This is a genomic window from Streptomyces canarius, from assembly GCF_014650735.1.
GTDB lineage: Bacteria > Actinomycetota > Actinomycetes > Streptomycetales > Streptomycetaceae > Streptomyces > Streptomyces olivaceoviridis.
In genome coordinates this window covers 1-13,396 of sequence record NZ_BMVN01000061.1, presented here as the reverse complement: position 1 = coordinate 13,396, position 13,396 = coordinate 1, and the positions used below count along the sequence as shown (strand labels likewise).

The 13,396-nt window shown below is 76.1% G+C and carries 8 protein-coding genes; 6 read left to right on the top strand and 2 right to left on the bottom strand.

The window, feature by feature from the left end:
- Positions 1 to 45: 45 nt before the first annotated feature.
- The gene (locus IE294_RS41070) at positions 46 to 252 is read right to left on the bottom strand and encodes a hypothetical protein (RefSeq protein ID WP_189894493.1); all 207 of its coding nucleotides are present in this window, start codon (positions 250 to 252) and stop codon (positions 46 to 48) included.
- 107 nt (positions 253 to 359) lie between these two features.
- Positions 360 to 3,515 carry a type 2 lanthipeptide synthetase LanM gene (locus IE294_RS41065; protein WP_189894492.1) on the bottom strand — a complete coding sequence of 1,052 codons (3,156 nt, stop codon included), beginning with the start codon at positions 3,513 to 3,515 and terminating at the stop codon, positions 360 to 362.
- Between the two features lie 900 nt (positions 3,516 to 4,415).
- Here IE294_RS41065 and IE294_RS41060 point away from each other — a divergent pair.
- From IE294_RS41060 to IE294_RS41035, 6 genes are all read left to right on the top strand, one after another.
- Positions 4,416 to 5,042, top strand: coding sequence for a response regulator transcription factor (locus IE294_RS41060; protein ID WP_189894491.1), 627 nt, complete (start codon positions 4,416 to 4,418; stop codon positions 5,040 to 5,042).
- Positions 5,039 to 5,677 (top strand): helix-turn-helix transcriptional regulator, encoded by a 639-nt coding sequence (locus IE294_RS41055; RefSeq protein WP_229917874.1) that lies wholly within the window; start codon positions 5,039 to 5,041, stop codon positions 5,675 to 5,677. The genes IE294_RS41060 and IE294_RS41055 overlap by 4 nt, the downstream gene beginning before the upstream one ends.
- A 161-nt stretch (positions 5,678 to 5,838) precedes the next feature.
- Positions 5,839 to 9,030: a non-ribosomal peptide synthetase gene (locus IE294_RS41050; protein ID WP_189894490.1), complete on the top strand. Its 3,192-nt coding sequence runs from the start codon at positions 5,839 to 5,841 to the stop codon at positions 9,028 to 9,030.
- A 31-nt stretch (positions 9,031 to 9,061) separates the two neighbouring features.
- Positions 9,062 to 10,330, top strand: coding sequence for a diaminobutyrate--2-oxoglutarate transaminase (locus IE294_RS41045; RefSeq protein ID WP_189894489.1), 1,269 nt, complete (start codon positions 9,062 to 9,064; stop codon positions 10,328 to 10,330).
- A 27-nt stretch (positions 10,331 to 10,357) separates the two neighbouring features.
- Complete coding sequence (locus IE294_RS41040) at positions 10,358 to 11,305, top strand: ornithine carbamoyltransferase (protein ID WP_189894488.1); 948 nt, start codon at positions 10,358 to 10,360, stop codon at positions 11,303 to 11,305.
- Between the two features lie 52 nt (positions 11,306 to 11,357).
- Positions 11,358 to 13,396, top strand: a 2,039-nt coding sequence (locus tag IE294_RS41035; protein WP_189894487.1) for a lantibiotic dehydratase, incomplete at its 3' end; no start/stop codon positions are given.

Here is a 13,396-nt window from a genome sequence, read left to right as displayed (position 1 = left end):
CACGGAGGTCACACACCGCGCCGACGGTCCGTGCGTGACGAGGGGTCAGGCGGGGCTCGACACGGTGGTGATGGTGGCGGAGCCGAGGGCGACCACCACGCCGCTGCCGAGGGTCATTCCGGCCAGCGCCCGGGTCCGGGCGCACGCCCCGTTCCAGCGGAACAGCCGGATCTGGCCGGCCGGGTCGGCGACCGTCGCGGACGCGCCCGTGCTCCGGGCGGGGACGGTGCCGTTCTGCGGGAAGCTGGACATGGGTTTTCCTCTCCGTGGACATCGATCCGGCGGGGGATCGCTTGGGTTCACCGAATGTTCGTCTTTCCGAAAGGGGCGTGGTGCCCCCGAGTCCGGGCGCGGGGGGGTCAGCCCCCGCCGTCCGGGGCGGGTTCGAGCAGCAGGACCGAGGGCACGGTGTCGGCGAAGCCCAGCCGGAGCAGGGCGTAGCCGATGCCCGAGAGTCCGGTGAGCAGGCCGGGCGTGGCCACGCGGCCGGGTGTCCCACAGCGGGGTCCCCAGGCGTGGAGCAGTCCGAGTGCCGGGCCGGTCCGTCCGGTGGGGCCGCTGCGTGTCTCGGTGTCGGCGTGGCCGGCGAGGGCGGCCACCGCTTCGGCGATGCCCAGTTCGCCGTGGCAGAGGCTGAGGTCGGTCACCGGGGGGTGCTCGACGAGCCGGCGGGCCGCGTCCCCGGCCGGGCCGTTCGCCCGGTGCGGCGGGAGTCCGGCGTCGGCCGCCGCCAGGAGGACGCCGCTCGTGCCGGAGCACCAGCCCGCGTCCAGCCGGTCCGCCGCCGCGAGGGCGCTGGTCAGCCTGGCCCGGCCGGCCTCCTCGGCCCGCGCGCCCAGCGGGCCGCCGGCGAACCGGGCGTGCCGGGCGAGCGCCCAGCCGATCCCCGCCTCGCCGAAGGCGAAACCGAGGTCCTCGGGCGTCCCGTCGCCGGGCCGGCGGGCCGGCGGGAGCTCCAGCAGCCGTGCGGCGATGCGGTCGGCGAGGGCGGCGGCCTGCGGCAGCCGGCGGTCGCGGTGCACCGCGTGCAGGGCGGCGAGCGCCCCGGCGAGGCCCGCCGACACGTCCGGTGGGGTGTCGTCGCCGAGCGCCGCCAGCGCCAGGGCGTCCAGCGCCGTCGGCAGGCACCCGGCGAGGTCGTCGCCGACCAGGGTGGCCACCCGTGCGAGGGCGTAGCAGATCCCGCCGAGGCCTTCGAAGCCGCCGGGGCCCGCGGCCCGGCTCAGCGCCGGGTCGGCGGCCATCGCGGTGACGAGGTCGGGCACGGGGGCGAGCGCCGCCCGGGCCAGTGCGGTGTGCCGGGGGGAGCCGGTGAGCGCGCCGAGCTGGGCCAGGAAGAGGGCCACTCCGCTGTACCCCTGGGCCAGTCCGGCGCCCATGGGCAGTACCGTCCAGCGGCCGTCGACCGCCTCCAGGCCGATCCAGTTGGCCCGGCCGTGCCCGTGGACGGCCCGGCCGGCGATCTCGTCGGCGATGCCGGAGGCGGCGGCCAGCAGCGCGGAGGGTTCCGGCAGGGTCGCGGGGGCCGGCCGGGCCCGGCGGCTCACCCGGTGGTGGCGCCGGGCGGCGTCCGGTTCCGCGGACGCCAGGGTGGCCGAGATGATCCATTCCTGGGCGTGGCGGTCGACGGTGCTCATGGCGGCGAGCTTGGCCTGTGCGGAGGCGAGGCCGGAGGTGTCGAGGACGCCCTCGACCGGGCTGCCGTCCGAGGCGTAGACCTCGGGCGAGCCGGGCCGGTGGAAGAAGACGGGGACGTCGCCGTCCCAGAGGTCGGCGATTTCGTGCTCGATCAGGGCCTGGCGGGCCGGGTCGCCGTCCGAGTCGGCCCACAGCACCGCGAACATGGCGTCCCGGTCGAGCCCGTCGCGCAGCACCTGCGGATGGGTCGCCTCCTCCAACAGGGTGGCGTAGAGCACCGTCGGGCGGGGCACGAGCCGGCCGACCGCGTCCGCGCCGGCGGCGAGCGGTCCCGCGGGGCCGGACAGTTCGTCGCGGTGCCGGACGACGGCATCGTACCCGGTGCGGAATCCCGCGAGCACCGCGGCCAGCCGGTCGGCGCTCCCGGGGCCGGCCTCGGCGCTGCAGGGCCGGTTCAGCGCTCCGGTGAACGGCGCCGGGCGGCGTACCAGGCGCATCTCGTCCGTGCCGGCGTCCTCCCAGACCATCCGGGTGTTCGGGGACAGCCCGCCCGGTGCGCCGCCGAGCGCGGAGACGTCGACCGCGCCCAGTTCGCCGACCAGGAGCTGCGGCAGCAGGCAGGTGCGGTGCACGGAGGAGGCGTGCGCCGCGGCGGCGGGGTCCGGCAGGGTGGTCCCGCCCTCGCGCAGGGCGGGGTGGAGCAGCGTCTCGACGTCGACGAGCACGGGGTGGTCGCCGTGCGCGAGGACGTTCTCGTAGTGCAGGTCCACCCCTTCGAGGGTGTAGGCCAGCGCGATCAGCGCGCCCTGCCGGCGGTGGAACCGGTCGATCTCGGCCAGCGAACGGCACGTCCGGTGCTCGATGTACTCCACCCAGCCGTAGCCGTCCCCGGCCACCCAGCGCGGGGTGCGCAGCCCGAGTTCCGGCGCCCTGCCGTCCAGCCAGCGGGCCATCCGGTCCAGCAGGGCGTGCTGGTCGACCGGCCGCGGCTTGTAGACCGCGCCGGCACCGTCGGCGAAGCGGAGCACCGCGACCGACCTGCCGCGCTGGTGCAGGTCCCCCAGTCCCAGCTCGACGGCGGTCAGCCGGCCGGGGTCCCGTCCGCCGAACAGGTCGTCGGTCAGCCGCGGCCGGTCGGCGGCGAGCCGCGCCAGCAGTTCGGCGCCGGACCGGGCGGTGTGCCGGCAGGTCCGGGCGAGCAGCCGGGCGAGTACCGGGTATCCGGCGAACAGGCGGGCGAGACCGGCCCGGGTGCCGGTCCGGGCGGTGAAGTCGGCGAACCGGGCCGCGGCGGTGGCGCCGGACAGCTCGCCGCCGGCCCGTGCGGCGGCCAGTTCGACGGCCAGTGTGCGGGCGGCGGCCTTGGTCAGCCGGCGGGTCAGCCAGTGCTCGTAGGCCCCGGTGAACACCGCCACCTCGCCGGGTTCCGCGCCGTCCGCCCCGGCCTGCTCGGCCAGCTCGGCGACGGCCGCGGTCACCAGCGGGCGCAGCACCGGCGCGAACACGGTCGCTCCGTCCGCCGGGTCGGCGGGCGCGGTCACGGATGTCCCGCCGACCTCCGCGGGTGTTTCGGGGGCCGCGGCGACCGCGTCCTCGACGAACACCGACCACCGCGGTTTGGCGAGCCGGCCTGCCAGTCGGGCCGGGGGTTCGGCGGCGAGCGCGGCCATCAGCCGGCTGTCGGCGCCCAGGTGGGCCGAGCGCACGGACTCGCAGGTCAGCTCCATCGGCGAGCGCGGGTGCGGTCCGGCGGCCGGTCCCGCCGTCGGCGCCGTCGGCGGGTGCGGGGCCGACAGCCGTTCGCGCAGTGTCGCGGCCGGCGCCCACCAGGCGGGCGTCGCCTCCGTGGTGGGACAGGCGGTGTCGGTTGTGGTCACGTCCGCCACCCTTCCAGCGGCGGCGCCCGCCCGTACAGGGGATGGGGACCCCCACATTCCGCGGCGGACTACCCAGTCGACGCCACCGCCGGGCCCCCATTCGTCCGGAGGGGCGGTCCGGCGGGAGCGGTGGGCGGCCGTGAGGACGTCGGGTGGGGGCCGGTCGAGCCCACGGCGACGGGCGCCGCCCGGGGGTGGGGGGCCGTGTGCGGTCGGGGGTGCCCGGCCGTACGGGGACCGGCCGTATGGACCGGCCGGCGGCGGAGCGGGAGCGCTGGGGGCCGTGACGACGCCAGGCCCGAGCCGGTCGAGCCCTCGGCGACGGGCACCGCCAGGGGATGCCCGGCCGTGTGCGATCGGGGAAGCCCGGCCGCATGCGGTCGGTGGATGTCCAGCCGTATGCGAACCGGCCGTACGCGGACCGGCCCCTGACGCACGGTCAGCGGTGGAGCAGGAGTCGTGGGCGGCCGTGACGACGCCGGCTCCGGGCCGGGCGAGCCCACGGCGACGGGCACCGCAGCGGGTTCCCGACCGTGTGCGATCGGGGAAGCCCGGCCGCATGCGGTCGGTGGATGTCCAGCCGTATGCGAACCGGCCGTACGCGGACCGGCCCCTGACGCACGGTCAGCGGTGGAGCAGGAGTCGTGGGCGGCCGTGACGACGCCGGCTCCGGGCCGGGCGAGCCCTCGGCGACGGGCACCGCAGCGGGTTCCCGGCCGTGTGCGATCGGGGAAGCCCGGCCGTACGCGGACCGGGCGCGACAGTCCGGGCGCGGGCGCGCGGTCCCGGGGTGGTCCGGCGGGGTGCGGGAATGCGGGTAGTCGCGCCCCATGCGGCGCGGCGCACCGGTTGCCGAGACTCCTCGCCGAGAGGTTCGTCCACGCTGACCGAGGAGTACACATGGGCAGTCCCCTGTCGCTGTGCGTCGTGGCCCTGGACCCGCTGCTGGAGGCCGGCGCCGTCAGCGCCCTGTCGGGCGTTCCGGACTTCACGCTGGTGAAGCCGGAGGAAGAGGCCGACGTGGCCGTCGTGATCCTCGACCGGGTGGATCGCCGGGAACTCGACCTGGTGGCCTCGGCCGGCGCCGGCCCGCACCGGCCCGCCCTCGTCGTGATCGCCTCCGACATGTCCCCGGGCGAGGCCGCGGACGCCATCGGCGCCGGGGCCCGGGGTCTGCTGCGCCGCCACGAGGTCGACGCCGACCGGCTGGCGCGGACCGTACGGACCGTGGCCGGCGGCGACTGCACGGTGCCGCCCGACCTGATCGACGGCCTCCTCGACCGGGGCGCCGAGGAGGCCGACGCGTATCCCGCTGTCCGGGGGCGCGGACCCGACTGGGGTCTGGACGAGCGGGAACGCGCGGTCCTGCGGATGGTGGCCGACGGCCGGGAAACCGATGAGATAGCGAGGGAACTCTGCTACTCCCCGCGCACGGTGACGACCGTCGTCCGCGACATCACCCAGCGGTTCCGGCTGCGCAACCGCGCCCACGCGGTGGCCTACGCCCTGCGGACGGGCCTGCTGTGAGCGGCCTCGTCCTCGAGGCGCCGCCCCGGTCCGGCCGGGCCGACGTCGTGTTGCGCGTGCACCTCGGCCCGGCGGGCGGGGCGGTCCGGGACGCGGTGGCCGCCGGTCTGCGCCGGGCGGGCGTCGAGCTGGCGGCCGGACGCTGCGAGGGTGCCGTCCGGGTGGCCGTAGGGCGGACGCCCGGTGCGGCGCTCGACGGCTGGCCGGCGTCCGGCGGCGGTCCGCTCGTGCTGGTCGCCGACACCTTGACCGCTGCGGGCGTGCGGCTGGCCGTCCGGGCCGGGGCGGTGGCCATCCTGCAGTCCGCGGAGGCCACCCCGGAGCGCCTGCTGACCGCCGTCCACGCCGCCCGGTACGGCGAGGGCCGGATGTCCTACGACGTCCTGGTCCGCCTCCTCGACCGGGCGGACGGCGAGGCGGAGCGACGGCGCCCCACCCCCGACTCGCCGCTGACGGCCCGGCAGAAGACGGTGCTCGCACTGGTCGCGGAGGGGCACGGCAACGCGGACATCGCCCGTGAGCTCTCCTGCTCCCAGCACACCGTGAAGAACGTCATGTACGACCTGATGACCCGCCTCCAGGTCCGCAACCGGGCCCACGCGGTGGCGTACGGCGTCCGCACCGGACTGATCTGACCCGGTCACGGCCGCGACCAGAGACATTGACGCAGCAAAAGCCGCGACGGGCGCTGCCGCTCCTTCCCTACTGCGCCGCCGCGCCCGGACGGCAAGCTCCGGACGTGCCCCGACCACCCGGGGCGCGTGACGACCTACCCGACTTCCCTGGAGGTGAGCCGGTGGACCGCGGTGACGGCCGGACGGCGTCCTTCTCACAGCAACGGCTGTGGTTCCTCGACCAACTGCGACCCGGCACGGCGGACCATCTGCTCCCGCTGGCGCTGCGCCTGCGCGGCGGCCTCGACGCCGGGGCCCTCGCCGCCGCCCTGACCGACGTGGCCGACCGGCACGAAGTGCTGCGCACCCGGTACGCGGCCGCCGACGGCGAGCCGGTGGCACACGTCGTCCCCCGCGTCGAGATCCCGCTGAAGACGGTGGAGGCGCCCGCCGCCGACGCGGCCGGCATCGCCGCGGTACTCGACCGCGCGGTGCGCCGGCCGGTCGACCTGTCCTCGGCGCCGCCGCTGCGGGCCACCCTGGCGCGGCTCGGGCCGGACGATCACCTGCTCGTCGTCGTGGTGCACCACATCGCCTTCGACTTCTCCTCCTGGAACATCCTCACCCGCGAGCTGGCGGCGGCCTACCGCGCCCGGACCACCGGCGTCCCGCACGGGCTGCCGGAGCTTCCCCTCCAGTACGCCGACCTCGCGGCCCGGCAGCGCGAGCGGTCCGCGGGCCCCCGGCTCGCCCGCGGCCTCGACCACTGGCGTACGCGGCTGGCGGGCCTGCCGCCGCTGGAGCTGCCGACCGACCGGCCCCGCCCCGCCGAGTTCGACGGCGCCGCCGCCGTGGCCCGGTGCACCCTCCCGGCCGATCTGCTGGCCGAGGCCGACCGGCTGGCCCGGTCCCGCCGCGCCACCCGGTTCATGGTGCTGCTCGCGGCGTTCCAGGCCCAGCTGGGCCGCTACAGCGGGCAGAGCGACTTCGCCGTCGGCACCCCGGTCGCGGGCCGCGGGCACGCCGCCGCCAGGGACCTCATCGGACCCTTCGTCAACACCGTCGTCCTGCGCGCCGACCTGTCCGGCCGGCCGAGCTTCGGCGCCCTGGTGGACCGCGTCCGGAACGCGACCCTGACCGACCTGACCCACGCCGACACCCCGTTCGAACGGGTGGTCGGCGAGCTGGCCCCGCCCCGCGACCTCAGCCGCAACCCGCTCTTCCAGGTCTCCTTCCTCACGCTCGACGCCCAGGCCGAGCCGCCCGACCTGCCCGGCCTGTCGGTCGAGGTGGTGCCCACCCCGATCGCCGGCACGCCGTTCGACCTGGCGCTCGACGTGCTCGGCCGGCCCGACGGCAGCCTCGGGCTGCGCCTCCAGTACGCCACCGCGCTGTTCACGCCCGAGACGGCCGCCCGCATCACCGAGGACTACGTCCGGCTGCTGCGCGCGCTGCTCGCCGCCCCGGACGAACCGCTCGCCCACGCCATCGCCGCACTCGAACCGCTGCCCGGCGGCGAGCGCCGCCGCCGGCTCGCGCTCGGCCTCGGCAGCGCCCGCGCCGTACCCCCGCGGACCGTCACCGATCTGTTCGAACGGCAGGCGCGCCGCACCCCGCACGCCATCGCCGTGCGCTCCACCGACGGCGAGCTGAGCTACGCCGGGCTGGACGAGCGGGCCGACGAGCTGGCGCACCGGCTGCGCCGCCTCGGCGTCGGACGGGGTGACCGGGTGGGCGTCCTGCTGGAGCGCGGCACGGGGCTCCTCGTCGCCCTGCTCGGCGTCCTCAAGGCGGACGCCGCCTACGTCCCGCTCGACCCCCTGCACCCCGCGCGGCGCCTCGGCGACCTGGTCCGGGGCACCGAGGCCGCCGTGGTCGTCACCAGCGGCCCGCTGGCCGACCGGGTGGCCGGCACCCGGGCGAGGACCCTCCTGCTCGACGGCGCCCCGCCGCCCGCCGGCCCGGTGCACCGGCTCGACCGGAGCACCGGCCCGCACGACCTCGCGTACGTCTTCCACACCTCCGGCTCGACCGGCACCCCCAAGGGCGTGCAGATCCCGCACAGCGCCCTGACCAACTTCCTCCACGCGATGGCGGCCCTGCTGGAGCCGCGGGCGGGGGACACCGTCCTCGGCGTCACCACCGCCTCCTTCGACCCCTCGATGCTGGAGCTGTGCCTGCCGCTGCTGACCGGCGCCCGGCTGGTGCTGGCCGACGCGGAACAGGCCCGTGACCCCGAACGCCTGATCCGGCTGATCGGCGAGGCCCGCCCTGACCTGTTCCAGGCCACGCCGTCGATGCTGCGGATGCTGGTCGACAGCGGATGGACCCCCGGCCCGGACCTCACCGTGCTGTCCGGCGGTGAGAAGCTGCACACCGACCTCGCGGCGGCGCTCGCCGCCGGCGGCGCCTCGGTGCTGGACCTGTACGGGCCGACGGAGGCGACCATCTGGACCAGTGTCGCCCGGCACGGCGCCGACGGGCGGGTGCGGCAGTGGGCCGCGGTGGACAACACCACCGTCCGGGTGCTCGACGACCGGCTGGAGCCGGTGGCCGAAGGCGTCACCGGGCACATCTGCATCGGGGGCGACGGCCTCGCCTGGGGGTACCGGGGCCGGCCCGCCCAGACCGCCGGCGTCTTCCTCCCCGACCCGCACGCCACATCGCCGGGCGGCCGGCTGTACGCCACCGGGGACCTCGGCCGGCTCCGTCCGGACGGCTCACTGGAGATCCTCGGGCGCAGCGACCACCAGGTCAAGATCCGCGGCCATCGCATCGAACCGGGGGAGATCGAGGCCGCGCTGCTCGCCCTCGACGGCGTACGCGCCGCCGTGGTGCACCCGACGCCGGACACCGACGGCGGCCGGCAGCTCACCGCCTACCTGGTCGCGGAGGACGCCGGGAACCCTCCCGCGCCCGACGCCCTGCGCGCCGAACTGCTCGACTCGCTCCCCCACCACCTGGTCCCGGCCACGTTCGTCCTGCTGGACGCCATCCCGACCGCGGTCAGCGGGAAGGTCGACCGTCACGCGCTGCCCGTGCCGGCGCCGCGGGCGGCCGGCCCGGCCGCCGCGCCCGCCACCCCGCGGGAACGGTCCGTGGCCAAGGTCTGGGAGGACGTCCTCGGCGCCACCGGGATCGGCGCCCACGACGACTTCTTCCTGCTCGGCGGACACTCGCTGCTCGCCACGCGGGTGTCGGTGCGCCTGCGCGCCGCCCTGGGGGTGGACGTCCCCGTACGGGCGCTGTTCGACCACCCCACCGTCGCCGCCCTCGCCACGGCCCTGGAGGGCTACCCGCCCCTGGCGGCGGACGGCCCACTGCCCCGGCTGACCGCCCGCCCGCGCGGCGCGCGCACGACCGCCGGCCGCTGACCGAAACCGCCTCCTCGCCCCAAGGACCGCCATGACCCTCGTTGCGACCACCGACACCTCCGTCTTCGACAAGATCGAGTCCGAGGTGCGGATGTACTGCCGCACCTTCCCCGTGGTGTTCGAGCGTGCCAAGGGCGCGCTGCTGCACACCGACGACGGCCGGGCCTTCATCGACTTCTTCTGCGGCGCGGGCAGCCTCAACTACGGGCACAACCACGACGCCGTCAAGGGACGCGTCCTCGACTACCTCGCCGACGACGGGCTCATGCACGGCCTGGACCTGCACACCGTCGCCAAGCGCGACTTCCTCACCCGCTTCACCGAGGTCGTGCTCCAGCCCCGCGGCCTCGACTTCAAGGTGCAGTTCACCGGTCCGACCGGGACCGACGCGGTGGAGGCCGCCCTGAAGCTGGCCCGCCGGGCGACCGGCCGCACCGGCCTCATGGCCTTCACCGGCGCCTACCACGGGATGTCGCGCGGCGCGCTGGAGGTCACCGGCAGCCGCCGCGCCCGCCGCGCGGGCGCGGTCGCCGGCGGGGACGTGACCTTCGTCCCCTTCGAGGACGGCCCGCTCGGCCCGTTCGACTCGATCGGCCTGATCGAGCGGCTGTGGGCCGACCCGTCCTCCGGAACCGAGGTGCCCGCGGCGGTCGTCGTGGAGGCGGTGCAGATGGAGGGCGGCGTCTACCCGGCGAGCCGGGAGTGGCTGCGCCGGCTGCGCGAGGTCACCGAACGGCACGGGGTGCTGCTGATCCTGGACGAGATCCAGACCGGCTGTGGCCGCACCGGCGCCTTCTTCGGCTTCGAGGATTCCGGGATCACGCCGGACGTCGTCACGGTCTCCAAGTCCCTCAGCGGCTACGGGCTGCCGCTGTCGCTCACCCTGTTCCGCCGGGAGCTGGACCTGTGGCAGCCCGGCGAGCACACCGGCACGTTCCGCGGCAACCAGCTCGCCTTCGTCGCGGCCACCGCGGCGTGCGAACTGTGGCAGCAGGACGGCTTCCTGACCGGCCTGCGGCGGGGTGCGGAACGCCTCGCCCGGTTCCGGGCCGACGCGGGCGCGCTGGACCCCCGTCTCGTGCTGCGCGGCCGGGGCATGGTGCTCGGCGTCGACACCGCCCTGGCCGGCGGCGCGGAGCGGGCCGCGCGCGTCCAGCGCCACGCCTTCGAGCACGGCCTGATCGTCGAGCGCTGCGGCCGCCACGACGAGGTCCTGAAGGTGATGCCCCCGCTGACCATCGCCCCCGGCCTGCTCGACGAGGGGCTCGGCATCCTGCTCGACGCCCTGCGGGCGAACTGACGGCCGGCCACCCGAGAGGAGTCACAGATGCCCCGCCCGAACCGCCGCCACCTGATCTCCGTCGACGACCTGACCGACCGGGAGCTGCGCTGGCTCGTGCACCGCGGCGCCCAGTACGCCGCCGGCGAGTGCGAAGGCGCCCGACCGCTCGCCGACGCCGTCGTCGGCGTCCTGTTCCGCAAGACGTCCACCCGCACCCGCACCGCGTTCTCCGCCGGCGCGCTCCGGCTCGGCGGGCGGCTGATCACCTATGGCCCCGGCGACCTCCAGGAGAACACCGGGGAGAGCTCCGAGGACACCGGGGACGTGCTGTCCCGCATGCTCGACGTGCTGGTGGCGCGCACCGCGGGCAGCACCGAGGAGCTGCGCGCCTACGCCGCCCAGCAGCGGATGGCCGTGGTCAACGCGATGAGCGCCGCCGAGCACCCCACCCAGGCTCTGACCGACCTGACCACGATGCTCGGCCGCTTCGGGCGGGTCGAGGGGCTGCGGGTGCTGTACGCCGGCGAGGGCAACAACACCGCCTCGGCGCTCGCCCTGGCCCTCAGCCGGTTCCCCGGCACCGAGCTGCACCTGCGGACCCCGCCCGGCTACGGGCTCGACCCGTCCTTCCTCGACCGGGCCGGCGTGCACGCCAAGGAGTCGGGGGCGCGGGTGGAGGAGCGGCACAACATGGCCGACCTGCCCGAGGTCGACATCGTCTACACCACGCGCTGGCAGACGACCGGCACGACGAAACCCGACCCCGACTGGCGGCGCGTCTTCGCGCCGTTCCAGGTGAACGCCGACGTGATGGCGGCCTGCCCCGGCGCCGTCTTCATGCACGACCTGCCCGCGCACCGGGGCGACGAGGTGACCGGCGAGGTGCTGGACGGCCCCGCGAGCATCGCGTTCCAGCAGGCCGAGAACAAGTACCACAGCGCCCGTGCCGTTCTGGAGTGGTGCCTCGGCAGCACTCCGGCCGTACTGGCCTGACGACCGGCCGGCCGCCGGTCCGGCGCACTTTTCCCAGGGAGGGACCCCAGCAATGTCCGACACCGTACGCATGCCCGGCGGCGGGTGGCGCCTGTGGACGCACTTCGCGCTCCGCGGTCCCGGCTTCCCCGCCGCCGGGGTCCTCCGGCTGGCCCCGGAGGGCCTGGCCTCCGCCGCGGACAAGTTCGCCCCCGGGGAGGTGCCGGCGGGGGCGGACTGGGAGGCGTTCGAGGAGGCCTTCTCGGCGGCCGCGGTGCGCACGGCCCGCGAACTCCAGGAGATCGCCGCCTCGGCGCCGTTCCGGGCGGCGGTCGCGTGGCAGAACCGTGCGGTGCTGCGCACCGGCATCAAGCCGTTCCTCGACTGGACGCCGTCCGCGGAGGGCCGCACCAGCATGCCCCGCCAGCGCGAGGAGCTGGTCGCCCACTACTGGCAGCGGTTCTGCGTCAAGAACGACACCATCGGCTTCTTCGGACCGGTCGGCTGGGGGGTCTTCGACACCTCCCGGCGCGGCGTCGAGGTGGACCCGGGCTCCGGTCTGGTCGCCGAGTCCCGGGTCTACTTCTCAAGCTGGTCGATGGACGCCCTGGCCAAGGCGATCGACCGGGACCCGCGGGTGCGGGCGTGGACTCCGCCGCGCCCGGTGCCGTACGTCCGGGTGGTCGACGGCACGGTGCGCCTGCCCGGCCGCCCGCCGCAGACGGCCCCCGGACCCGCGCTCACCGTCCTGCGCCTGTGCGACGGGCGGCGGACGCCCGCCGAGATCACCGCCCTGGCCGCCCGGGAGCTGGGCCGGGAGCTGCCGGACCGCGAGGTGACCGAGGCCCTGGAATGGCTGGTCTCGCGCCGTCTGGTCGGCTGGCGGCTGGAGGTGCCGGCCGGCACCTATCCCGAGCGTGAGCTGCGCGCCCTGCTGGAGCGCATCGGCGACCCGGCGGTACGGGAGCCCGCCCTGGCCAAGCTGGCCGTGCTGGAGGCCGGACGCGACCGGGTCGAGCGGGCCGGCACCGATGCCGAGGAGCTGATCGCCGCGCTCGCCGCCCTGGAGGCGGACTTCGCCGAGATCACCGAGTCCTGCGCGGTCCGCGAGAAGGGGGCCCGCACCGCGCCGAACCGCGCGCTGGTGTACTCCGACTGCCGCCGCTCCGCCACGGCCGCCGTGGGCACCGCCGTCCTGGAACGGCTCGCCCCGCTGGAACTGTGTCTGACCGCCGCCCGCTGGATGACCGACCGGTACGCCGAGGCCGTCGGCGCGCGCATCCGCCAGGCCTACCTCGCGCTGCGGGAGCGGCACGGGCAGGTCGACCTCGGCTCGCTCTGGTTCGCCTGCCTGCCCGCCCCGCACCCGGAGTCCATCGCCGACATCGAGCGCATCCAGGCCGAACTGCGCGAGCGCTGGGGACGGATCATCGACGCCCCGGCCGGTGCCCGGCGGGTCCGCCTGTCCAGCGCCGCCATCGCCGACCGGGTCCGCGAGGCGTTCCCGGAAGGCGGGCGGGGCTGGTCGCTCAGCAGGTACGTCAGCCCCGACCTGATGATCGTCGCCGATGATCCGGGCGCCGTCGAACGCGGCGACTTCCAGCTCGTCATCGGCGAACTGCACGTCGCCATGAACACCATCGGCCAGTCGCTCTTCGTCCACCAGCACCCCGACCGGGGGCGGTTGATCGAGGAGACCACCCGTGACTTCCCCGGCCCGCGGCTGCTGCCCATGCTGCCCAAGGAGATGCCGCTGAAGTGGTCCGCCCGCAGCCGGCAGTCCCTGGACCGCCCGGAGGACCACTACGTCGCCCTCGCCGACCACAGCGCCGACCCGCACCGCCCGCGTACCGTCCGCTCCGGCGACGTACGGGTGGAGGAGCGCGACGGGCGGCTGGCGGCCGTGCTGCCCGACGGTTCGGTCTTCGACCTGCTCGACGTGTTCTGCCACGCGCTCAGCAACCGCGTGATGGACCGTTTCACCCTGCGCCAGGACGGCGACCACTCGCCCCGGATCACCATCGACTCCACCGTCGTCGCCCGGGAGAGCTGGCGGTTCGCCGGCTCCGCGCTGGCCTTCGCCGACGACAAGAGCGAGGCCCGGCGCTTCGT